General features: G+C 56.2%; 18 protein-coding genes. 13 read left to right on the top strand and 5 right to left on the bottom strand.

Features of this window, described 5'->3' with window-relative positions:
* Position 1: 1 nt before the first annotated feature.
* The 7 genes from arnC to ACTJKZ_RS18960 all read left to right on the top strand — a co-directional run bounded on the left by arnC (position 2) and on the right by ACTJKZ_RS18960 (position 7888).
* On the top strand, positions 2–985 hold the full coding sequence (arnC, locus tag ACTJKZ_RS18990; protein WP_253418440.1) for an undecaprenyl-phosphate 4-deoxy-4-formamido-L-arabinose transferase: 984 nt from the start codon (positions 2–4) through the stop codon (positions 983–985).
* On the top strand, positions 982–2961 hold the full coding sequence (arnA, locus tag ACTJKZ_RS18985; protein ID WP_285088936.1) for a bifunctional UDP-4-amino-4-deoxy-L-arabinose formyltransferase/UDP-glucuronic acid oxidase ArnA: 1980 nt from the start codon (positions 982–984) through the stop codon (positions 2959–2961). The genes arnC and arnA overlap by 4 nt, the downstream gene beginning before the upstream one ends.
* Positions 2961–3863, top strand: a complete 903-nt coding sequence (arnD, locus tag ACTJKZ_RS18980) for a 4-deoxy-4-formamido-L-arabinose-phosphoundecaprenol deformylase (protein WP_440829932.1) — start codon at positions 2961–2963, stop codon at positions 3861–3863. The genes arnA and arnD overlap by 1 nt, the downstream gene beginning before the upstream one ends.
* Positions 3863–5530 carry a lipid IV(A) 4-amino-4-deoxy-L-arabinosyltransferase gene (arnT, locus tag ACTJKZ_RS18975; RefSeq protein ID WP_440829931.1) on the top strand — a complete coding sequence of 556 codons (1668 nt, stop codon included), beginning with the start codon at positions 3863–3865 and terminating at the stop codon, positions 5528–5530. Before arnD ends, arnT begins: the two co-directional genes overlap by 1 nt.
* The gene (arnE, locus tag ACTJKZ_RS18970; protein WP_222925711.1) at positions 5530–5850 is read left to right on the top strand and encodes a 4-amino-4-deoxy-L-arabinose-phosphoundecaprenol flippase subunit ArnE; all 321 of its coding nucleotides are present in this window, start codon (positions 5530–5532) and stop codon (positions 5848–5850) included. Before arnT ends, arnE begins: the two co-directional genes overlap by 1 nt.
* The gene (arnF, locus tag ACTJKZ_RS18965; protein ID WP_161736624.1) at positions 5847–6212 is read left to right on the top strand and encodes a 4-amino-4-deoxy-L-arabinose-phosphoundecaprenol flippase subunit ArnF; all 366 of its coding nucleotides are present in this window, start codon (positions 5847–5849) and stop codon (positions 6210–6212) included. Before arnE ends, arnF begins: the two co-directional genes overlap by 4 nt.
* Before the next feature lie 146 nt (positions 6213–6358).
* Positions 6359–7888: a Fic family protein gene (locus tag ACTJKZ_RS18960; RefSeq protein WP_161736625.1), complete on the top strand. Its 1530-nt coding sequence runs from the start codon at positions 6359–6361 to the stop codon at positions 7886–7888.
* A 37-nt stretch (positions 7889–7925) separates the two neighbouring features.
* Here the strand turns inward: ACTJKZ_RS18960 and ACTJKZ_RS18955 are convergent, their stop codons facing one another.
* Complete coding sequence (locus ACTJKZ_RS18955; RefSeq protein ID WP_440829930.1) at positions 7926–8621, bottom strand: haloacid dehalogenase type II; 696 nt, start codon at positions 8619–8621, stop codon at positions 7926–7928.
* Positions 8622–8891: 270 nt separating this feature from the next.
* Between ACTJKZ_RS18955 and ACTJKZ_RS18950 the strand changes: the two genes are divergently transcribed.
* A complete protein-coding gene (locus ACTJKZ_RS18950; protein WP_309568533.1) occupies positions 8892–9086 on the top strand; it encodes a HigA family addiction module antitoxin in 195 nt (64 codons plus the stop codon).
* A gap of 144 nt (positions 9087–9230) precedes the next feature.
* On the opposite strand, the gene ACTJKZ_RS18945 is transcribed toward ACTJKZ_RS18950, so the two are convergent.
* The 4 genes from ACTJKZ_RS18945 to ACTJKZ_RS18930 all read right to left on the bottom strand — a co-directional run bounded on the left by ACTJKZ_RS18945 (position 9231) and on the right by ACTJKZ_RS18930 (position 14198).
* On the bottom strand, positions 9231–9437 hold the full coding sequence (locus ACTJKZ_RS18945) for a type II toxin-antitoxin system Phd/YefM family antitoxin (RefSeq protein ID WP_440829942.1): 207 nt from the start codon (positions 9435–9437) through the stop codon (positions 9231–9233).
* Positions 9438–9774: 337 nt separating this feature from the next.
* On the bottom strand, positions 9775–10908 hold the full coding sequence (locus ACTJKZ_RS18940) for a glutathione-independent formaldehyde dehydrogenase (RefSeq protein WP_285088930.1): 1134 nt from the start codon (positions 10906–10908) through the stop codon (positions 9775–9777).
* A gap of 357 nt (positions 10909–11265) precedes the next feature.
* Complete coding sequence (locus ACTJKZ_RS18935) at positions 11266–12213, bottom strand: sulfonate ABC transporter substrate-binding protein (RefSeq protein WP_161736451.1); 948 nt, start codon at positions 12211–12213, stop codon at positions 11266–11268.
* Between the two features lie 95 nt (positions 12214–12308).
* Positions 12309–14198, bottom strand: a complete 1890-nt coding sequence (locus tag ACTJKZ_RS18930) for a sigma-54-dependent Fis family transcriptional regulator (protein ID WP_161736452.1) — start codon at positions 14196–14198, stop codon at positions 12309–12311.
* A gap of 274 nt (positions 14199–14472) precedes the next feature.
* Here ACTJKZ_RS18930 and ssuD point away from each other — a divergent pair, with 274 nt between their 5' ends.
* The 5 genes from ssuD (at position 14473) to ACTJKZ_RS18905 (ending at position 21492) form a co-directional block, all read left to right on the top strand.
* Positions 14473–15645 (top strand): FMNH2-dependent alkanesulfonate monooxygenase, encoded by a 1173-nt coding sequence (gene ssuD, locus ACTJKZ_RS18925; protein ID WP_222925708.1) that lies wholly within the window; start codon positions 14473–14475, stop codon positions 15643–15645.
* A 26-nt stretch (positions 15646–15671) separates the two neighbouring features.
* Entirely contained in the window at positions 15672–17084 is a 1413-nt protein-coding gene (locus tag ACTJKZ_RS18920; RefSeq protein WP_440829929.1) for an FAD/NAD(P)-binding protein, read from the top strand.
* A gap of 68 nt (positions 17085–17152) precedes the next feature.
* Positions 17153–18565 (top strand): LLM class flavin-dependent oxidoreductase, encoded by a 1413-nt coding sequence (locus ACTJKZ_RS18915; RefSeq protein WP_440829928.1) that lies wholly within the window; start codon positions 17153–17155, stop codon positions 18563–18565.
* A 262-nt stretch (positions 18566–18827) separates the two neighbouring features.
* On the top strand, positions 18828–20288 hold the full coding sequence (locus ACTJKZ_RS18910; RefSeq protein ID WP_161736464.1) for an MFS transporter: 1461 nt from the start codon (positions 18828–18830) through the stop codon (positions 20286–20288).
* The gene (locus ACTJKZ_RS18905; RefSeq protein ID WP_253418475.1) at positions 20281–21492 is read left to right on the top strand and encodes a monooxygenase; all 1212 of its coding nucleotides are present in this window, start codon (positions 20281–20283) and stop codon (positions 21490–21492) included. Before ACTJKZ_RS18910 ends, ACTJKZ_RS18905 begins: the two co-directional genes overlap by 8 nt.
* The last annotated feature ends 268 nt before the right edge of the window (positions 21493–21760 follow it).

The raw sequence follows: 21760 nt of genomic DNA, 5'->3' as shown, positions 1-21760 counted from the left end.
GATGCGCGATATCAAACCGATCAATGTGCTGTCCGTGGTGATCCCGGTCTATAACGAGCAGGAGAGTTTGCCTGAGCTGCTGCAGCGCACTTGCGCCGCCTGCGACGCCCTCAACCTTGAATATGAAATTCTGCTGGTGGATGACGGCAGCAGTGACCGCTCTGCCGAACTGATTGAACAGGCCGCCACCGTTCCCGGCAGCCGGATAACCGGCGTGCTGCTCAACCGCAACTACGGGCAGCACTCCGCCATCATGGCCGGATTCAGCCAGGTCCGTGGCGATCTGATTGTTACCCTTGATGCCGATCTGCAGAACCCGCCGGAAGAGATCCCGCGGCTGGTCGAGGCTGCGCGTCAGGGGTATGACGTGGTGGGCACCGTCCGGCAACAGCGCCAGGACACCTGGTTCCGTCGCAAGGCCTCGCGCACGCTTAACCGCCTGATTCAGCGGGTTACCGGCAAAGCGATGGGAGACTACGGCTGCATGCTGCGCGCCTATCGCCGCCATATCGTCGAAGCGATGCTCAACTGCCACGAACGCAGCACCTTTATTCCGATTCTGGCCAACACCTTTGCCCGTCACACCATCGAGCTGCCGGTGATCCATGCCGAACGGGCTTTTGGCGATTCGAAATACAGCTTTATGCGGCTGATCAATCTGATGTACGACCTGGTGACCTGCCTGACCACCACGCCGCTGCGACTGCTCAGCGTGGTCGGCAGCCTGATTGCGCTCTCCGGCTTTGCCTTCTCGCTGGTGCTCATCGTACTGCGACTCTTTTTTGGTGCGGCCTGGGCGGGTGACGGTGTCTTCGTGTTGTTTGCCGTGCTGTTCATGTTTATCGGCGCCCAGTTTGTGGGTATGGGACTGCTCGGGGAGTACATCGGGCGCATTTATAACGACGTTCGCGCGCGTCCGCGCTATTTCGTTCAACGCATTGTTCAGGCTCCTGAAGAGCCTTCAGTACAGGATACTCAATCATGAAGACCGTTGTTTTCGCCTATCACGACATGGGCTGTGTCGGCATCAATGCCCTGCTGAATGCAGGCTATGAGATCACCGCCATTTTTACGCACAACGACGTGGCGACCGAAAATAACTTTTTCGGCTCGGTAGCCCGCCTGGCGGCAGAACACGGCATTCCGGTCTATGCGCCGGATGAGGCGAATCATCCGATCTGGCTTGACCGCATCCGGACCATGGCACCAGAGATGATCTTCTCCTTCTACTATCGCCATCTGCTGAGCGATGAGATCCTGCAATGCGCTCAGAAGGGGGCCTTTAACCTGCATGGCTCCCTGCTGCCAAAATACCGTGGCCGGGCACCGCTGAACTGGGCGCTGGTCAATGGCGAGCGCGAAACGGGCGTCACGCTGCATCGCATGGTGAAGCGCGCAGATGCCGGTAATATTCTGGCGCAGCAGAAAGTGGCCATTGACGCTCAGGACAACGCGCTGGCGCTGCATCGCAAGCTGACCCAGGCCGCAGAGCAGTTGCTAAGCGACGTCTTGCCTCGCCTGCGTCAGGGTGAAGTCAGTGAGTGGCCACAGGATGAGAGCCAGGCAACCCGCGTGGGCGGTCGCACGGCCGAAGATGGCCGCATTGACTGGAATCAGCCTGCTGAGACAATTCACAACCTGGTCAGAGCGGTCACCGATCCCTGGCCTGGGGCATTCGCCTTTGCCGGTTCGGTTAAATTTATCGTCTGGAAGAGCCGGGTTCATCCGCAGCAGCAGCAGGCAAAACCGGGCACTGTCATCTCTAAACAGCCATTCCTGATCGCCTGTGGCGAAGGCGCACTGGAAATCCAGACCGGACAGTCTGAGCATGGCGTCTATATGAACGGCAGCCAGCTGGCGCAGAGCCTGGGCATGGTGCCAGGTGCGCTGCTCTATTCACAGCCGCAGTCGGCGCTGCAACGCCGTACCCGCGTGCTGATCCTCGGTGTTAACGGCTTTATCGGTAACCATCTCACCGAGCGTTTGTTACAGGATGAACATTTTGAAGTCTACGGCCTGGATATCAGTTCAGACGCTATCAGCCGTTTCCTGGAACATCCGCGTTTTCATTTCGTTGAGGGCGATATCGCTATTCACTCCGAATGGATCGAGTATCACATCAAAAAATGTGACGTCATCCTGCCACTGGTGGCGATCGCGACGCCGATTGAGTACACCCGTAACCCACTGCGCGTGTTTGAACTCGATTTCGAAGAGAACCTGAAAATCATTCGCGACTGTGTGAAGTATCAGAAGCGCATCATTTTCCCGTCCACCTCTGAGGTCTACGGCATGTGTACCGATGCCAGCTTCGATGAGGATTGCTCAAATCTGGTGGTCGGGCCGATCAACAAACAGCGCTGGATCTACTCCGTATCTAAACAGCTGCTGGACCGCGTGATCTGGGCATATGGTGAAAAAGAGGGGCTGCGTTTTACCCTGTTCCGTCCCTTCAACTGGATGGGACCGCGTCTGGATAACCTCAATGCGGCACGCATCGGCAGTTCACGCGCAATTACCCAGCTCATCCTCAATCTGGTAGAAGGCTCGCCGATTAAGCTGATCGATGGCGGCAAACAGAAGCGCTGCTTTACCGATATTCAGGATGGCGTGGAAGCACTGTTCCGCATCATCGAAAACAGGCAGCAGAATTGTGATGGTCAGATCATCAATATCGGTAACCCGGACAACGAAGCCAGCATCAAAGAGCTGGCCGAGCAGCTGCTGGAAAGTTTCGAGCGTCATCCGCTGCGCAGCCAGTTTCCGCCGTTTGCCGGTTTCCGGGAAGTGGAGAGCAGCAGCTACTACGGCAAAGGCTATCAGGATGTGGAGCACCGTAAACCGGCTATCCGTAATGCGCGTCGCCTGCTCGGCTGGACACCGACCGTCACGATGGATGTCACTATCGACAACACCCTCGACTTCTTCCTGCGCACCGTCGAGCAACAGGCTGATAAGTGATGAAGAAGATTGGTCTGCGGATTGACGTAGATACCTGGCGCGGCACGAAGCAGGGTGTGCCGGCGCTGCTTGAGCTGTTCCGGCGTCATGCGGTGCGGGGCAGCTTTTTCTTCAGCGTGGGACCAGACAACATGGGCCGTCATCTCTGGCGGCTGGTGAAACCGGCGTTTCTCATGAAGATGCTGCGTTCCCGTGCTGCATCGCTCTATGGCTGGGACATTCTGCTCGCCGGCACGGCCTGGCCGGGAAAGCAGATGGGACGCGGCCTGCGGCAAATCATGCAGGACGCCACCCGTCAGCATGAGGTCGGCCTGCATGCCTGGGACCACTTTGCCTGGCAGACCTGGGCCGGCGTCTGGCCGCAGGACAAGCTGGTTGAGCAGATAGCGCGCGGCACCGAAACGCTGAGTGAAATCCTCGGTCACCCGGTCAGCTGCTCGGCCGTTGCAGGCTGGCGCGCTGATGGCCGGGTCATCGCTGCCAAACAGGACTTTGGCTTTCACTACAACAGCGACTGTCGGGGCAGCGGCCCGTTCCGGCCTCTGCTGCCGGATGGGCAGATCGGCACGGTACAGATTCCGGTGACGCTGCCCACATGGGATGAAGTGGTTGGCCGCGAGGTCAGCGCAGCAGGCTATAACGACTACATTCTGGCGAAGATGCTCGCGTCTGATGAGGGCGCGGTTTACACCATACATGCCGAAGTCGAGGGGATCATCGGCTACCCGGACTTTGACCAGCTGCTGGATGCTGCAGAACGTAACGGTATTCAGTTCTGTCCGTTAGGCGAGCTGCTGCCCGATGATCTCAGCACGTTACCGATGGGCAGGGTCGTCAGAGGCGAAATTCCCGGACGGGAAGGGTGGCTGGGCTGCCAGAAACTGACTGAAGAGGCGAACTAGTGCGGATACATAACAACACGAAGTGGCTACTTTTTTTCGGCTTTTTTGTTCTCTATTACCTGATCCCACCGATGTTCCGCGACCTCTGGCAACCGGATGAAACCCGTTATGCGGAGATCAGTCGGGAGATGCTGGCCACGGGTAACTGGGTCACGCCGCACTTCTTCGGCCTGCGTTATTTTGAAAAACCGATTGCTGGCTACTGGGTCAATTCGCTGGGTCAGTGGCTGTTCGGTCATAACAACTTTGGCGTGCGGGCAGGAGCGATATTCTCAACGGCGATTACTGCCGCGCTGATCTTCTGGCTCGGCAGGGGGATATTTGGTTCGGCGCGCACCGCCGCTGTCAGTAGCCTGATTTTCCTCAGTTCGCTGCTGGTCTATGGCGTCGGCACCTATGCAGTGCTCGATCCCATGCTGATGCTCTGGCTGGCGGCCGGGATGTGCAGCTTCTGGCTGGCGACGGAGGCCAGCGGACGCGCCGGGCGCGCGGGCGGCTATCTGCTACTAGGTCTCGCCTGCGGCATGGGATTTATGACCAAAGGCTTTCTGGCGCTGGCAGTGCCTGTGCTGGCGATTCTGCCTTGGACGTTCTGGCGGCAGCGACTGCGCGAACTGCTCTGCTTCGGTCCGCTGGCGCTGCTCTCAGCCGCGGCGATCAGCGCACCCTGGGCGCTGGCGATCTATCATCAGGCACCGGATTTCTGGCACTACTTCTTCTGGGTTGAGCATATTCAGCGCTTTGCTGAGGACAATGCACAACACAAGGCGCCGTTCTGGTATTACCTGCCGGTTCTGCTGCTGGGCACGCTGCCGTGGCTGGCGCTGTTACCGGGTGCATTAATGACCGGCTGGCGCGAACGTCAGCACCATCCGGGCGCGCTCTATCTGCTGAGCTGGACGGTCATGCCGCTGCTTTTTTTCAGCCTGGCTAAAGGCAAGCTGCCGACTTATATACTGCCCTGTTTTGTGCCGCTGTCGCTGCTGATGGCGCACTATGGGCTGAACGCCGCCCAGCGTGCAGGGCGCGCTTTAACGGTCAATGGCTGGCTTAACCTGATTTTCAGCATCCTTACTCTGGCAACGGTCCTGCTGGTGCTGGCGCCCTGGAGCGTGACGCATCATCCGCTGTTCGCTACGCATGAGATGCTGAAGCTAGTACTGGGCGCGATGGCATTTCTCATCTGGGGGCTGGTGGGCGCATACAGTTGTCGATCTTCACAACGCCGCTGGCTGGCGGCCGCACTTTGCCCGCTGGGGGTCGCACTGCTTATTGGCGCTGCGATCCCGGATAAAATCCGCGATGCTAAACAGCCGCAGCACTTTGTTGCCACGATTAGCGCGCGTCTGGCCTCCAGCCGCTTTATCCTGGCGGACAATCCTGGCGTAGCCTCTGCGGCAGCCTGGCATTTGCAACGCAGCGATATCGGTTTCTATGACACTAAAGGCGAGCTGGAATATGGGCTGAGCTACCCGGATGCGCAGTCCCGCTTTGTCTCTCAGGCTGACTTTGGCGGCTGGCTTGCTGACCATCGCCGTATCGGAAGCGTGTCGCTGATGTTGCTGGTCGACTCGGTGCACAGCGATATCGGTGAGGATGTGCCGGTGCCCGATGCGGTCTATCGTCAGGGCAGGCTGGTCTGCCTCTATTACGGTCAGATGAAGTAATGCTGCTGCTGATTGTGCTGGTGAGTCTGCTCAGCTGCAGCGCGCAGCTGTGCCAGAAACAGGCGACCCACGCGACTTCGCGCCGAATTCGCTTAAGCTGGATTGGCATGAGCGTGCTGCTGTTAGGCGTTGCGATGCTCCTCTGGCTGCTGGTACTGCAGCGGGTGCCGGTGAGTCAGGCCTATCCCATGCTGAGCCTGAACTTCATTTTCGTTGCGCTGGCCGGGCGCATCCTCTGGCGCGAACGGTTAACGCTGCGCCAGATTGCCGGCACGCTGCTGGTGGTGACGGGTGTGGCGCTGATGGCGAGTCAGCTATGAAAGGGTATGGATGGGTCGCCTGCAGCGTGCTGCTGGTCTCAGCGGCACAGCTGATGATGCGCTGGGCGATGCCGCGGCTGCCCGATGCCAGCAGCATTGTGTCTCTGCCTGCTGTTGCCATACTGCCCGCCTTGCTGCTGCTGGCCGGGCTGGGCGCGTATGGTGTCTCGATGCTTTGCTGGATTCGCGCGCTGCACTATTTTCCGCTGAATCGGGTCTATCCGCTGCTCAGCCTGAGTTACGTGCTGGTCTGGCTGGTGGCGGTCTGCGTGCCGGTATTCCATGAGGCGTTCAGCTGGCATAGCCTGGCGGGCGTAGCGATTATTGTTATCGGGCTGCTGTGCATTGTGGTTAAGCCCTGAACAGATAAGTTAGCGTTTCCGCATCATAAATCATTGTTATTATCGTTTTCGGGCAAAAATTAATGTCGCCATGATAGGCATATTAGCGTTTTAGTGTTAAAAATCTTTTTTGTTATCGTTTTCGGGCAACGGATAAAGGATTCATTATGCTGGTCGGCTTTAGCGCACTGCGCGAACGTTATGCTATCCAACTGGCGCAGCCATTACGCGTTAAGTCAGCTATTGGAACGGTACGCTCTCATCATGACAGCCAGGGCCAGGTTGAAAATCATTATCCACCTGGCTATCAACCGGAAGATGATTTTGCCGGTCACTTTGCCTTTGGTCTCAAGTACGAAGAGATTCACCTGGAGTTTTTTGCCCGCCTGTTTACCGCTGTCGGCCCGGAACCGCTGGAGGCGTGGTGCCGTCAGGAGCCGTTCGGACAGTATGCGCGACGGGCTGGCTTTCTCTATGAATGGCTGACCGGCAACACGCTGCAGGTACCGGATGTCACCAATGGAGGTTATATTGAGGCCATTTCATCCAAAGCCTATCTGACCCGAACGACAGTAAAGCGCGTCAGACGCTGGCGCATCAATGATAACCTGCCAGGATCGGTGGATTTCTGCCCGCTGGTACGCAGGACCGCGGCCGTTGAGCAGGCGCTTACGTTCGATCTCAATGATGCCTTAAACGATCTGGATAACGCCTTTGGCGCAGACATTCTGATGCGCACTGCCAGCTGGCTGACATTTAAAGAGTCGCGCGCCAGTTTTCTCATTGAGAAAGAGTCGGATCAGGGCGACCGCATTCAGCGGTTTGCTCACGTTATTGCGCAGTATTGCGGACAGCTTGACGATTCGCTCAGTGATAGCAGCCTGCATACCATACAGCAGGGCATTCTTGGCCAGGACGCACTGGGACTGGGCCTGCGCCGCTCACCCGTGTTTGTCGGGCAGTCGACAATGCGTGAGGATATCGTCCACTATATTGCGCCGCACTATGATGATGTTCCTCGCTTCATGCAGGGCCTGAAAGCCTTTGACCTGGCGACGCGGGGTGCCGCGCCACTGGCCCGTGCCGCGGTTATTGCGTTTGGCTTCGTCTATATCCACCCGATGCGTGATGGCAATGGCCGCATCCACCGATTTTTAATCAATGACACGCTGATTCGTGACGGAGCGATACCGGATGGGGTCATCCTGCCGGTCTCAGCCACTATCACCAGTTCGATGGATTTTCGGGTCGGCTACGATCGCACGCTGGACGTGTTCTCGAAACGGCTGATGCGGCGCTATGCGGGCTGCTATCGGTTTGGCGAACTGAAAACCTATGAAGATGACACGCTGAGCAACTTCAGTTTCAGCGAGTATGAGGATGCCCGGTTCGCCTGGCGCTATCCCGACTTAACCGAGCATGTGCTTTATACCTGCAAAGTTATAGAGCATACCGTCAGAAAAGAGATGGCTGATGAAGCGCGCGTATTGGTGATATTTCAGCGTGCACAGCAGCGTCTGAAGGACGTCGTTGAAATGCCCGATCAGGACGCGAGTCGCATTATTCGTTCGCTGAAGGAAAATGGCTGGCAGATCTCTGGCAAGCTTAAAAAAGCGTTTCCGGTGCTGGACGATACGACGCTGTCCGGGCGCATCGTGGAAGCGGTCAGAGCGGCGTTTGAGACCCAGGCAGACTGACTGCCTGGGTTTTACCGGGAATCACTGAGCACTATGCTTAGCCGGGCAGTTTAAGCTGTGCGGCCAGCGCCTGGATATCGCTGACGATCAAATCAGGTGCAGGTGCCAGCGGATAAGGTACCTGTCCGTGACGGCTGACAAAGGCAGTTTTCATGCCTGCCCGTTTTGCGCCGCCCACATCCCAGCCATGCGCCGCCACCATCATGCACTCAGACACGGGTTTGCCCATCTCCTCCATTGCCCACTGATAAACTCTCAGGTCGGGCTTATAAATCTGAACCTCCTCCACGCTGAGAATGCGAGTGAACAACGGTCCCAGTCCGGCTGAGCTGAGTTGTTTTTCAGCCAGCGCGGCAGAGGAGTTGGTCAGCGCAACCAGCGTAAAACTCTGCTGCTTCAGGGCCGTCAGTCCTGCGGCAACGTCAGGATGGGCGGGCATGGCGGCGATAATGTCAGCCAGCGGCGTCGGGTGAGCTGGCAGAGTGACGCCGTAACGCGCAGCGGTCATCTTCAGTACCGCTTCGGCAATATCACCAAAGCTGTGCCAGCTGCCGGTCACTGACTCGACCAGTGAATGATGCAACAGTGAGGTAAACCAGGCCTCGGCGCGCTCCGGCCTGTTGCCAAGCCGCTGCGCGACAGCATGGTTCAGTTCGGTAGTGGACAAAAGGGTTTCATTCACATCGAAAAACAGGGTGCCGCTATAGGGTTTGGGGCTGCTAATGTTGCTCATTGGGCCTCCGGTAGATCGGACGAGTGTGATTGTGAGGCGTTTGGGCGCTGATTGAAGGTAGGACATTGAGGAAGATTGCTCAAGGTGTGGAGGCAGCGATAGGGTTGAAGGTAGATTAGCAAAACCAGGTGTAATTCAAGCCTGAAAACAGAGCGCATAATACTAATTATGTTAAATAATACATAATTGTTACGGGAAAGGGGCGCATTACTTTTAGTTTAAAAACGGTAACGCCTGGATTCTAAATTATGAGGACTATCGCTAAAGACAATGCCTAATCCCCCACACGCAGGTGAAGTTATTTCCGACATCATGGAAGATCTCGACAATGGAATCAGGGAGTTGGCTCGTGCTTTGGCTATTGCACCCTCTACAGCATCAGGAATGGTTTCTGGTATCACCGCTGCAACGCCTGAGATGGCTATCAAACTGGCTGCTGTTATCGGCAGTACACCTGAGATGTAGCTTCGAATTCAGGTTGCCTATGACCTTGATCGGACGGCTAAAACAGTGGATTTGTCGGTGTTGAATAGCAGTTACAAGCCCGAACCATTGCAAAACACGAACCAGCCGTATCTTACTGATGCGATTGAGTATCGAAGATATAACTCACAAAAGCTGATCCAGAACGACATCAAGCAGAGGCGGGTTGCTGCGTTCGTGGACCAGTTTAACCAGTTCATTATCGTCAAGGGCATCAGGTATCAGTTCGTAAAGCTCTGCCGGGCCGCAATAAAATGCAGGCTGATTTTGGTGGAGTATTGCGACCGGATAACCCTTCCCTGCTTTAACAATGGCAATGGGATCGCTTTTCAGCGCCTCTGTGCGGGCACGGGTATCGCAAAACTATGTATGACATAACCCCTCCAGGGCTACCTGACAGCGTTTTATCGTATCAGCATGAGGCACTGTTAATCAGCCACGGCATGTTCAGAACCCGTTGAAACTGATGTGTTCTTTATCAAAAAAGCTAAACGCTAAATCATTCTGCAAAGAGCCGTTCGATTTGATTTGCAAAACGCCCCGGCGCTTTCACCTCGCCTCTTTCTCATAAGAGTCATAACACACGCTGAAAGCATCAAACCACAGACAGGCTTTTAGTTCTCCTTCTCATTTCCGCCTGAATGTGGCTTATGCGGCTATGGCTCACGATTCAGGGTTTCAGAATAACTTTTGTCCAGCCATTATCACGATCGTCAAAATGCTTATAGCCTTCGGGAGCATCTGCCAGTGCAAGACGATGTGAGATGATCTGCGCCGGATTAGCTCTGCCCTGATGGATAAGCCTGGCGAGCTGGCGGTTGTAGGCTTTCACGTTACACTGGCCGGTTTTCATTGACTGACCTTTAAACCAGAACGTACCAAAATCGAACGGCACTTTACCCTCTTTAGCCAGCTCAGTTGCACCGCCGGGATCCTGAGGAACAAAAACGCCTACCGTACCAATCCCGCCCGTGGCCTTAGTTGATGCAACAAGGCTGTTCAGCGTTGCGGAGTTGTCCTCATGGCCATGTTTATTGCAGCACTGATAACCCACGCACTCGCAACCGCAATCCGTGCCGCGCCCATCGGTGAGTTCGAGGATTTTATTGACCGCCTCATCGCCCACGCCATTGATCGCCACTGCACCAATCTGTTCGGCTAACGCCAGTCTGTCAGGATGGGTATCGACCACAAAGACCTGTGATGCGCCTTTAATCATGGCCGAATGTGCCGCCATTAAGCCGACCGGGCCAGCACCGTAAATGGCAACACTCTCGCCAGGGCGTAATCCTGCCAGCTCCGTGGCATGCCAGCCGGTAGGGAAGATGTCGGACAGCATAACGTAGTCTTCCTCCTTTTCTGCCGCATCCGGCGGCAGTACCAGGCAGTTAAAGTCAGCAAAGGGAACACGAAGTAACTCCGCCTGACCACCCTCCCATTCGCCCATCTCCGCAAAGCCATAGGCGGCACCGGCCGTACCCGGATTTGCCGTGAGACAGTAACCGGTTAACCCTTTCTCGCAGTTTTCACAGAAGCCGCAGCCGATATTAAAGGGCAGGCAGACATAATCACCGACATTAATCCGCTCTACACCGCTACCGATTTCAACAACCTGGCCCAGATTCTCATGGCCGAAGATGCGACCCTGCTCGAAGCTGGTTCGCCCTTCGTACATATGTAAGTCAGAACCGCAGATATTGGTGGTGGTAATACGGACAATCACATCGGTGGGACGAACGATTTTCGGATCCGGAACGTCTTTGACTGAAACGTCAAAAGGTCCGTTATAGACAACTGCTTTCATAATGTTTACCTCACGGGCATGATCAGTTTTGAGGGTGGCGACTGCATGATGCATTGCTGACGCGTACCCTCTTCGTGATGCTGCTTTTCAATCAACGGGCGTAATTGAATGCGTAAGTGTAGAACAGATTATGAAGCAGGCTGCTAACATTAACATCGTGTAACTCTATGAAATATAAACACCGCTTCGCTAAATTCCCTTTTGTCTTCCCCGCCTTTCTGCTTATCCTCACCCTGCTGTAATGCTACGGACCTATTACCGGAAAGAGATTAGCAAGGCCGCCGGTTGCTATTTAGAGAGACTGATTATCAGATGTCAGACGAAGCTTATCCGGATAAATATTCGCCTGATGCTTGCCTACTTCTTATCCTGCGACCACGTCGCGCTGCGGATATCGACTTTCACCGGCAACAGACCAATCCGGGTAAAGGTATCTGCCAGCGCCTGCTGCTGGGTGAAGACGTCTGGCGTCATCCGCTCTGCGCCAAACGGCATCCTTGCCAGGGCGCGCTGCCAGATCGGCTGCGGCAGACCGGTTGAGGTGGACATGATTTTTGCTGCCTCTTCCTGATTTTGATTAGCCCACTGACTCAGCGAACCCAGCTCATCCACCACCTCAGTGGCGATTTGAGGATAAGTTTCTGCGAACTTGCGGCTGGCAAGGTAGAAGGTGTAGTGCGGCACCAGCCCTTCGGCATTTTTAAGCAGCCGCGCATGGGCGTTGGTTTCCACTTCGGCGTAGTAGGGATCCCAGATGACCCAGGCATCTACCGCGCCGCGCTGGAAAGCGGCGCGCGCATCCGCAGGTGGCAGATAGACTGGCGTAATGTCTTTATAAGTCAGCCCTGCCTGCTCCAGCGCGGTGACCAGCAGATAGTTAACGTCAGAACCTTTATTCAGCGCCACACGCTTGCCTTTGAGATCCGCCACGCTTTTAATTGGCGAGTCTGCGGGCACCACAATCGCTTCGGTTTTAGGGTTAGCAGGCGAGTGTCCCAGATAAACCAGATCGGCCTGCGCTGCCTGAGCGAATGTCGGTGGCGCGTCGCCGGTAGCGGCCAGATCGATACTGCCGATGTTTAAGCCTTCCAGCATCTGCGGTCCGGCCGGGAACTCAATCCAGTGCACCGCAATACCCTGCTTTTTTAATTCCTGATCCAGCGTGCCGCGATACTTCAGCAGCGCAAAGATATTGGCTTTCTGAAAACCGATGTTCACTGTCTCGGGTTTCTCTGCTGCCTGGGTGTTGAACGCGAAACCCGCCTGGGCGGCAATAATCAAAGCGCTGAGTAAAACTTGTTTCATCTCTCATTCCTGAGTCTGTTTGTTGTCTGCGCAACATAACAAACGCGGGTTGAAGCGCTTAGCGATGAAATGTTCGATGCTTAGCTAAAAAAACGCTATGGATGCCAGACCGACTCGCGTACGCGAATGGCGCGACTGAATAACCCCAGCGCATAGAAGCGGTCCGCGATGGTCTGCTGTTCCCGGATAATGGCCAGGTTCATTCTCTGGGTCTGATGGCTGCGCCGGGCTAAGGCGTGCATCAGTGAGGTGGCAGAGATGCCGAGTTCCGTGGAGAGCAGCCCGGCAGCTTCAGCACGATGCGCATCAATGTAGCGGCCGGTCTGCTCGAGCGCGTTAAGCAGAACCTGTAACAGATCGCCAGAGTGCGTCGCAAATCCGCGCTCAGCCAGGTAAAACTGATGGTTATTGACCCGGCCAGTGCCATCCGCAATTACCCTGAACTCTCCGCTGTTCTCCGCATCGCTGAGTAACGGATCCCACATCATCCAGGCATCCACCGCGTTGAGATCGCTGGGCGTCAGCGGATATTTAGGTGGGGCATAGACAATGCGCACATCATCCAGCGCTAAACCCGCCTCATCCAGAATCTGCAATAACAGATAGTGAACGTTGGAACCGCGATTCACGGCGATGCGTTTGCCCCGGAGATCGCCAATCTGCTGAACCGGGCTGCTCTTCGGAACCAGCAGCGCCACGCTCTGCGGGGCGGCAGGTTCCCAGGCGACATAGACCATCGGACTATTGCTGGCCTGTGCAAACAAGGGGGGGACTTCACCAGTAGTTCCGAAATCGATCTCCTTATTGCTCAGCGCATGCAGAAGCTGGGGACCCGCAGGAAACTCACTCCACATGACGCTGACGCCCTGCCCGGCCAGCTGCTGTTCCAGCGACTGGCGGGCTTTCAGGATGCCAAGGTTGCCAAATTTCTGATAACCAATACGCAGTTCCCGCTCCCGCTCAGGCTGCTGACCAGGAGCAGCATCGCGCTGACGCACTGAACCGCGGCGCGGTTTAATCACCCCCAGATGCCCCAGCTGCGTGCGCAATGTATGTCGGCTGATACCCAGCAGCGCGGCCGCCTGTAACTGATTACCCTGGGTGAGTTCCAGCGCATTTTTTACCAGCGCAGCAATTACCCGCGGATAGAGCGGCGTGTCACTCTGCTGCATCTGCTGGCGTAAAAACTGATCCAGTGCCTCCTCTCCCTGCGGCAGATCGCTCCCCGCAAGAGGGCTTAGCCGCAGCTGCTGGGGCGTGACCAGTGAGGTTTTGCTGAGCAGCACGGCGTTGTGCAGCGTGTTCTCCAGTTCACGGATGTTGCCCGGCCAGCTGTAGTTCATCAACACCGTCATGGCTTCATCGCTGAGGCGAAGCTGAGGACGACCAAGACGGCGCGCATAGAGCTGCAGGAAGTGACTGGCCAGCACCGGAATATCTTCGCAGCGCTGACGCAGCGGCGGCAGTGTGACGCTGGCCACATTCAGCCGATAGTAAAGGTCTTCCCGGAATCGCCGCTCACGAATTGCCATCACCAGATCCCGGTTGGTCGCGGCAATGACCCGCACATTGACTTTTACTGGCCTGGAGGATCCCACGCGGGTGATCTCACGCTCCTGCAGCACGCGTAGCAGCTTCACCTGCAGCGACGGGCTTAGCTCACCAATCTCATCCAGCAGCAGCGTGCCGCCCTCTGCCGCCTCAAACCAGCCACGATGTTTATCCTGTGCGCCGGTAAAGGCGCCTTTCTCATGACCAAACAGCTCCGACTCCGCCAGGCTCTCGGTAAGTGCGCCGCAGTTAACGGCCAGAAAAGGCTGTCGGCTGCGCGCACTGTGATGATGCAGGTAGCGCGCCATCACCTCTTTGCCGGTGCCGGTTTCGCCAATAATTAATACGGTTGCATCGGTGGGCGCGAGCTGATCCAGCACGCTTTTAAAGGCGCGTGATGCGGGGTCAATTAACTCAGGGCTGGCTATCTGCATCTTTTTTACCGGGTGAGCAGGAAAGTCATGACCATACCGCGCCGCTGACGCTGAAACGAGAGCTGAAACACACCAGGTTGTTGCCGATGCAGCAGAGTACAACTCCTTCTGTTGCGAATACAGCAGATTAACATCTGCCATAAAAATGATAAATCATTGAATTTTAAAAATAAAATTATTTAACCGCACTGGCACGCATCCTGCTAGGGGATATATAACCAAAGGGATTAACCCTATGTGATAAATTCGAATATCGTTATAAAGGAATCTGCTAATGAGCCATGCGACACAGGAAAATCCCAACCTCTTCTGGTTTCTGCCTACTCACGGCGACGGGCGCTATCTGGGTACCACCGAAGGCGGCAGAGCAGTCGATTTACCCTATTTACAGCAGGTTGCGCTGGCGGCAGATAATCTGGGCTACTACGGTGTGTTAATCCCGACCGGTAAAAGCTGCGAGGATTCATGGCTGGTCGCCTCGGCACTGGCACCGATCACCAAAAAGCTGCGCTATTTAGTGGCCGTGCGTCCCGGCCTGCAACCGCCCAGCCTGGCGGCGCGCATGGCGGCAACGCTGGACCGTCTTTCCGGCGGCCGGTTGCTGATCAACGTGGTCACGGGTGGCGATCCGGTGGAGAACAAAGGTGATGGCATCTTCCTGAGTCATGAAGAGCGCTATCAGGTGACCAAAGAGTTTCTTGAGGTTTACTCCCGCCTGCTGAAAGGCGAGAAGGTAGACTTTGAAGGTGAGCATATTCGCGTGGAAGGCGCTGAGATCCTCTTCCCGCCAGTGCAGGAAGACGGTCCGCCACTCTATTTTGGTGGTTCGTCGGAGGCAGCTATCGACATTGCGGCAAATCAGATCGACACCTATCTGACGTGGGGCGAGCCGGTTGAACAGGTCGCGGAGAAGCTGGCGGTGGTTCGTCAGCGGGCGCAGGAGAAGGGCCGTACGCTCTCTTATGGCATCCGCTTGCATGTCATAGTACGTGAAACGGAAGAGGAAGCCTGGGCGGCGGCCGATCGGCTGATTTCTCACCTGGATGAAGAAACTATCGCCGCCGCGCAGAAAATCTTTGCCCGCATGGACTCCACCGGTCAGGCGCGGATGAGTGCCCTGCATCAGGGGTCGCGTGAGAGCCTGCGCATCGGTCCCAATCTCTGGGCGGGCGTTGGCCTGGTGCGCGGCGGTGCAGGAACTGCGCTGGTCGGCAATCCGCAGCAGGTTGCCGATCGCATCCGGGAGTATCAGGCACTGGGCATTGAGAACTTTATCTTCTCCGGCTATCCGCATCTTGAAGAGGCACACCGCTTTGCTGAGCTGGTAATGCCGTTGTTGCCGCTGGCCGCCAACGCCGAAAAGAAACAGCGCAGCGTCAACACCGGTCCGTTTGGTGAAACCATCGGCGGCGACCGTCGCCCGGCTAAACAGACCAGCGCCAGCTAGTCAGTTAACAGGAAAAAGGCTCGCTTATGTCACAACAGCAGATTGTCATTATCGGCGGCGGGTTCACCGGCACCGCGCTGGCGATCCATCTGGCACGGGCTGGCCAGGCGGGGTTGCAGGTGACGGTAATTGAACCCCGCGCGCAGCTGGCGCAGGGCGTGGCATACGGCACCACCGATCCAGCTCACCGCATTAATGTGCCTGCCACCAGAATGCAGCTTGCCGGTGATGAAGAAGGGGCATTTGATTGCGACTATCGCGCCTCTCCTGCTTTTAACAACGACCCGGAGGCACTGTGGCATGACGACAACGTCTACCCGCAGCGTGGTGAGTTCGGGCGCTGGGTCAATGCGCAGTTTGTGCATCAGCAGCAGCATTCGCCGGTAAAACTGAGTCATCTGCGTGACAGTGCGGTTGCCTTTAAGAATGGCGTGGTGACCACGGCCTCCGGGCAGCAAATTCATGCCGATCAGGTAGTGCTGGCGATCAGCCATCCCCCACCGGATCTGCCTGCTCTGCTGAAGCCGCTACAGGGCCATCCGGCTTTGATTGCTAATCCCTGGCAGCGCGATGCGCTGGCTCAGGTGGCTCCTGACGACAGGGTCGCGATTATCGGTTCAGGATTGACGATGTCTGACGTGGTGGCCTCGCTGCATCGCCAGCAGCACCGTGGAAAGATTACCGTCTTCTCCCGTCGTGGCCAGCTGCCGCGTGCCAATCTGAGTGGCAACAATGAGACTTACGCCCTGGATTTCAGTCAGCCGCAACCTGCTACCGCGCGCGGCTGGTTGCATCGTGTGCGACAGGAAGTTAAACAGGCGGCGGCGCTGAATCTGCCCTGGCAGCTGGTGCTGGATGATATTCGCCGTAACGGTCAGCGCATCTGGCAGAGTCTGTCGCTGCACGAGCAGCAGCGCTTTCTGCATCATCTCCGTCCCTGGTGGGATGTTCATCGCTATCGTATTGCGCCACAGGTGAGCCAGGTTCTCAGCCAGCAGCAGGCCAGCGGTCAGCTGAATCTGCTGGCGGCGCGCCTTATCGCCGCTGAATCGGGTGGCGCAACGCTCCGGCTGACGCTGCGCCTGCGTGGTGCGCAATCACACATGCTAGAGGTGGAGAAAGTCCTTGTCACCACCGGCCCTGCACACAACGCGCTGCTTAACAGCAATGCGCTGCTGCGTCAGCTCCATGGCGATGGCGTGATCCAGCCTGACTCGCTGGCGCTGGGGATCCAGGTTAATGCGCTGTCTCAGACGCTGAATGTGAACGGTGAAGCTAATCCCGGACTGTATATTGCCGGGCCTGCCGCACGGGGTCGTTTTGGCGAGCTGATGGGATTACCGCAGGTGGCGGAACATGCCGAGTCCGTTGCACGACAGCTCCTCGCCGCCCCGCCGCTACCCTTCAGCGAGCGATGTCCCGACTCACTCACCTACTGAATCTTCCTTATAAAACACACATTAAAAGGTGGGCGGCAAGCAATTGCCGCATCCGCTCAGGAGTCGCTATGTCATCGCAACGTGAAATTCGCCTGAATGCTTTCGATATGAACTGTGTCGGTCATCAGTCACCCGGCTTATGGGCGCATCCCCGCGACCGCTCATGGCAGTACAAAGACCTGGCGTACTGGACCGATTTAGCACGCCTGCTGGAACGCGGTAAATTTGATGGGCTGTTTATTGCTGACGTGCTGGGTGTCTATGACGTGCTCAACGGTAATAACCATGCCGCCATCCGTCAGGCTACACAGGTACCGGTAAACGATCCGCTGGCGTTAATCACGCCGATGGCCATGGTGACGGAACACCTGGGCTTTGGCCTGACCGCCTCGCTGTCGTTTGAACATCCTTACCCGTTTGCGCGGCGAATATCGACCCTGGATCATCTGACCAAAGGCCGTATTGGCTGGAATATTGTCACCTCATATCTGGAAAGTGGTGCGCGCAATATCGGGCATCAGGCTCAGACCGACCACGATGCGCGCTACGACTACGCCGATGAGTATCTGCAGGTTATCTATAAGCTGCTGGAAGGAAGCTGGGAAGACGACGCTGTCCTGCGTGATCGTGAACGTCATATTTTCAGCGACCCCAATAAAATCCATCCGATTAACCATCAGGGAACGTTTTTCCAGGTGCCGGGCATTCATCTTTGCGAGCCGTCACCGCAGCGCACGCCGGTGCTATACCAGGCCGGAGCCTCCAGCCGCGGGAAAGCCTTTGCAGCAGAGCATGCTGAATGTGTATTTGTCGCGGCACCGTCGAAAGTACTGCTGAAGAAAACTGTGGCAGATATTCGCCGCAGGGCCGCTGAGGCGGGACGCGATCCCCGTTCCATACTGATCTTCAATCTGCAGACGGCGATTGTGGGTGAAACCGACCTGGCGGCGCAGGCGAAATGGCAGGAGTACAAACGCTATGTCAGTTACGAAGGCGCGCTGGCGCTGATCTCAGGCTGGACCGGTATCGATTTCGGGCAGTATCAGCCGGATCAGGTGCTAAAACATCTGCACACCAACGCCATTCAGTCGGCGGTTGAGACCTTCTCCACCGCCGACCCCAACCGCCAATGGACGGTGCAGGGTCTGGCAGACTGGGTGGGCATTGGCGGATTTGGTCCGCTGCTGGTGGGCAGCGCCGAAACGGTGGCCGATGAGCTGCAAAGCTGGGTCGAAGAGACAGACGTCGATGGTTTTAACCTCGCCTACGCCGTGACGCACGAAACCTTTACTGACGTGGTGGAACTGCTGGTGCCGGAACTGCAAAAGCGTGGCGTCTACAAGCAGGAGTATCAGCCCGGTACGCTGCGTGAAAAGTTATTTGGCCAGGGGCCGCGGCTGGCGTTGCCGCACCCGGGTGCCGGTTATCGTCGTAACGCTGACGCAGAAACTCGGGTAAATAGCGCTGAAAAATCAGGATGAAATCTGCCGGTTAATAGTCTCAGTCATCGCTTAACAGATTTATTAACGGCTGAGAAAAGCGCCGATTTCAGGTCAGGAAAAGAGTAATGCTTTAATTCGTACCGGATGAATCCTGCTATTCATCCGGCGTCTGTCGTGGTCGTGTTTTAATGATTAACTTATTGAATATACTGAAATAGTTATCGTTATTTGTTGGTTGTTTACTGAGCCGGGAATGCCTATAAAACCCTCGTTACCTGCTGAATATAATAACGAGGATATGATGAGTACATTAGAGATTGACAACACCCTGACTGCCCCGCCGCCCCACTCCACGCCGGTTCGTTCGGTGAGTGATGTAGCCCGGCTGATCAACAGTAATACCGAGAAAAACAGCTACGCCCGCTGGATTGTGTTCCTGGCGCTGGGCGGTGTATTTCTTGATGCCTACGATCTCACCACGCTCTCTTATGGTATTGACGATGTGGTGAAAGAGTTTGGCTTAACCCCGGTGCTGACCGGACTGGTGACCTCTTCAATTATGATCGGCACCATCGTCGGTAACCTGGTTGGCGGCTGGCTGACCGATAAATATGGCCGCTACTCGGTGTTTATGGCGGACATGCTGTTCTTTGTGGTCTCTGCGATAGCTGCGGGTCTGGCGCCCAACGTCTGGGTATTGATTGGCGCGCGTTTTCTGATGGGAATCGGGGTAGGAATCGATCTGCCGGTTGCCATGGCCTACCTGGCGGAGTTCTCTAAATTCTCCGGCAAAGGGAACAAAGCGTCGCGCCTCGCCGCCTGGTGCCCGATGTGGTATGCCGCGTCATCTGCCTGCTTCTTTATTATTTTTGCGCTCTATTTCCTGCTACCTGCAGAACACATCGACTGGTTGTGGCGCGCCTCGCTGTTGTTTGGCGCGGTACCGGCCCTGCTCATTATCGCGGTACGCAGCAAGTTTATGAATGAGTCACCGCTGTGGGCAGCCAATCAGGGAGACCTGAGCGGAGCAGTTCGTATCCTGCGCGACTCCTACGGCATTATTGCGCATGAAGAGCAGCCCGAAAAAACCGAAACCGTGAAAGCGGCCCCGAAGGTGAGTTTCCGCGTGCTGTTTCAGAAGCCATACCTTGAACGCACCATCGTCAGCGCAGTAATGAACGTCTGTATCGCCTTTGAGTACACCGCCATTGCTTTCTTCCTGCCATCTATCCTGGCGCAATTTCTGGGCGCGGGCGTGTTTGAAACCATCTCGGCCTCACTGGGGCTGAACGCGCTGTTCGCCTTTACCGGCGGTCTGCTGGGGATGCGACTGGCATGGAAATTTCCCTCCAGGCATGTGGCGATTGCGGGTTTTGCGCTGCAGTTTATCGCGCTAATCTCGCTGGCGCTGATCGGTCATCCGCAGGCGACTATCGGCGTGGTATTTGCCGTACTGATGCTGGGACTCTGGCTGTTTGCCGAAGGATTTGGACCCGGCGCGCAGTTGATGATCTATCCGGCGCTATCCTATCCGACCCACATTCGTGCAACCGGCGTGGGCTTTAGTCGCTCGCTCTCCGGCATCGGCAGTGCGCTGGCGCTATTTATCCTGCCCATTCTGCAGGCCCGTTATGGCACCAACATGTTCTGGATCGTCTCTCTCGCCGCCCTTATCCCCATTATTTTCCTGTTGATTATCCGGTTTGAACCGACCCGACAGGACATTGATGAACAACCTGCAACAGGAGAAGAACATGTCTGACTTAACCCATACTGAATTTGCCGCGCTGACCGAACATTTCCGGCCCCTCTTCAACCGTATTGCTGAAGGTGCCGCCGCGCGTGAAATCAACCGTACTCTGCTGCATGAGCCGATCCGCTGGCTGAAGGAGGCGCGGTTTGGCACCCTGCGTATCCCTAAAGAAGAAGGCGGTTTCGGCGTCTCGCTGCCGCAGCTCTTTTCCCTGCTGACCGCGCTGGCTGAAGCGGATTCGAATCTGCCACAGGCGCTGCGTGCGCACTTCGCTTTTATTGAGGATCGCCTGAACCAGCCAGAAAGTGAAGAGCGGCGGCGCTGGTTCCGCCGTTTCGTAGATGGTGAGCTGGTGGGCAGTGGCTGGAGTGAAATCGGAGCGGTTAAGCTGGGTGAGGTCAACACCCAGGTCTCACCGGCAGAGGGAGAATGGCGGATCAGCGGTGAGAAGTTTTACAGCACCGGCACGCTCTATGCGGACTGGATTGATGTCTATGCACAGCGGACTGACAACGGCCGCGACGTCATCGCGCTGGTGAACACGCATCAGAAAGAGGTGGAACGTGATGATGACTGGGATGGTTTCGGGCAGCGGCTGACCGGCAGTGGCACCACACGCTTTCATCATGCCCGCGTGGAGCAGCCGCATGTTTATGATTTCAGTGAGCGCTTTCGCTATCAGACCGCATTTTATCAGCATGTGTTATTAGCCACGCTGGCGGGTATAGGCCGGGCCGTAGTACGCGATGCGTCACAGGGGGTCGCGCAGCGTAAACGGATGTACAGCCACGGCAATGCGCCTCAGGTTAAGCAGGATGTGCAGGTGCTGCAGGTTGTCGGTCAGATCAGCAGCTGGATCTGGGCCGTTGAAGCCGCCGTTGATCGGTCGACCCACTCACTGCAACGGGCATTTGAACTGCAACTGAGCGGTGCGAATGAAGCGGAGCTTCACGCGGCGAACGTTCAGGCAGAGGTGGAGTCCGCCCGGGCGCAGGTAGTCGCGGTGGAGCTAGTGACGCGAGCTGCCACGGAGTTCTTCAATGCGCTGGGCGCGTCCGATACCCGCGTCAGCAAGGCGCTGGATCGGCACTGGCGCAACGCCCGCACAGTGTCATCACACAACCCGGTGATCTACAAAATCCGCAACGTGGGTGACTGGGAGGTAAATGGCAACGATCCGACATTTATCTGGCAGATCGGCAACGGTGATTAAGCATATTGATGATAGATGAATATGACGCAGCGGCGGTGTTCAGGCTGATAATGCAGTCGAGCGCCGTCTGGCGATAACATTTATTAATGTTAACCGAACCATGATAATGGGGTTACGTGTTTTAGTACCAATGAGCCTTATAAGGTAATCACAAGAATTCAGGTGTGAAATTTTTTTAAGGGATTACACCATGAAATAATTTTTTGCCAGGAAAAATCGGCAGTTATCTAAAATTCTGAAATGGCGGAATTAATAAAACCAGCTTCGC

Source organism: Pantoea sp. 22096 (assembly GCF_052045955.1).
In the GTDB taxonomy this organism is placed as follows: Bacteria; Pseudomonadota; Gammaproteobacteria; order Enterobacterales; family Enterobacteriaceae; genus Pantoea; species Pantoea alfalfae.
The sequence above is the reverse complement of the archived record's forward strand: the minus strand, read 5'-3'. Positions and strand labels throughout refer to the sequence as shown.

Bases quoted from the DNA above. Each gene is read 5' to 3' on its own strand.
- arnC (WP_253418440.1), top strand. From the start codon at position 2: ATGCGCGATATCAAACCGATCAATGTGCTGTCCGTGGTGATCCCGGTC.
- arnA (WP_285088936.1), top strand. From the start codon at position 982: ATGAAGACCGTTGTTTTCGCCTATCACGACATGGGCTGTGTCGGCATC.
- arnD (WP_440829932.1), top strand. From the start codon at position 2,961: ATGAAGAAGATTGGTCTGCGGATTGACGTAGATACCTGGCGCGGCACG.
- arnE (WP_222925711.1), top strand. From the start codon at position 5,530: ATGCTGCTGCTGATTGTGCTGGTGAGTCTGCTCAGCTGCAGCGCGCAG.
- arnF (WP_161736624.1), top strand. From the start codon at position 5,847: ATGAAAGGGTATGGATGGGTCGCCTGCAGCGTGCTGCTGGTCTCAGCG.
- ACTJKZ_RS18960 (WP_161736625.1), top strand. From the start codon at position 6,359: ATGCTGGTCGGCTTTAGCGCACTGCGCGAACGTTATGCTATCCAACTG.
- ACTJKZ_RS18955 (WP_440829930.1), bottom strand. From the start codon at position 8,621: ATGAGCAACATTAGCAGCCCCAAACCCTATAGCGGCACCCTGTTTTTC.
- ACTJKZ_RS18950 (WP_309568533.1), top strand. From the start codon at position 8,892: ATGCCTAATCCCCCACACGCAGGTGAAGTTATTTCCGACATCATGGAA.
- ACTJKZ_RS18940 (WP_285088930.1), bottom strand. From the start codon at position 10,908: ATGAAAGCAGTTGTCTATAACGGACCTTTTGACGTTTCAGTCAAAGAC.
- ACTJKZ_RS18935 (WP_161736451.1), bottom strand. From the start codon at position 12,213: ATGAAACAAGTTTTACTCAGCGCTTTGATTATTGCCGCCCAGGCGGGT.
- ACTJKZ_RS18930 (WP_161736452.1), bottom strand. From the start codon at position 14,198: ATGCAGATAGCCAGCCCTGAGTTAATTGACCCCGCATCACGCGCCTTT.
- ssuD (WP_222925708.1), top strand. From the start codon at position 14,473: ATGAGCCATGCGACACAGGAAAATCCCAACCTCTTCTGGTTTCTGCCT.
- ACTJKZ_RS18920 (WP_440829929.1), top strand. From the start codon at position 15,672: ATGTCACAACAGCAGATTGTCATTATCGGCGGCGGGTTCACCGGCACC.
- ACTJKZ_RS18915 (WP_440829928.1), top strand. From the start codon at position 17,153: ATGTCATCGCAACGTGAAATTCGCCTGAATGCTTTCGATATGAACTGT.
- ACTJKZ_RS18910 (WP_161736464.1), top strand. From the start codon at position 18,828: ATGAGTACATTAGAGATTGACAACACCCTGACTGCCCCGCCGCCCCAC.
- ACTJKZ_RS18905 (WP_253418475.1), top strand. From the start codon at position 20,281: ATGTCTGACTTAACCCATACTGAATTTGCCGCGCTGACCGAACATTTC.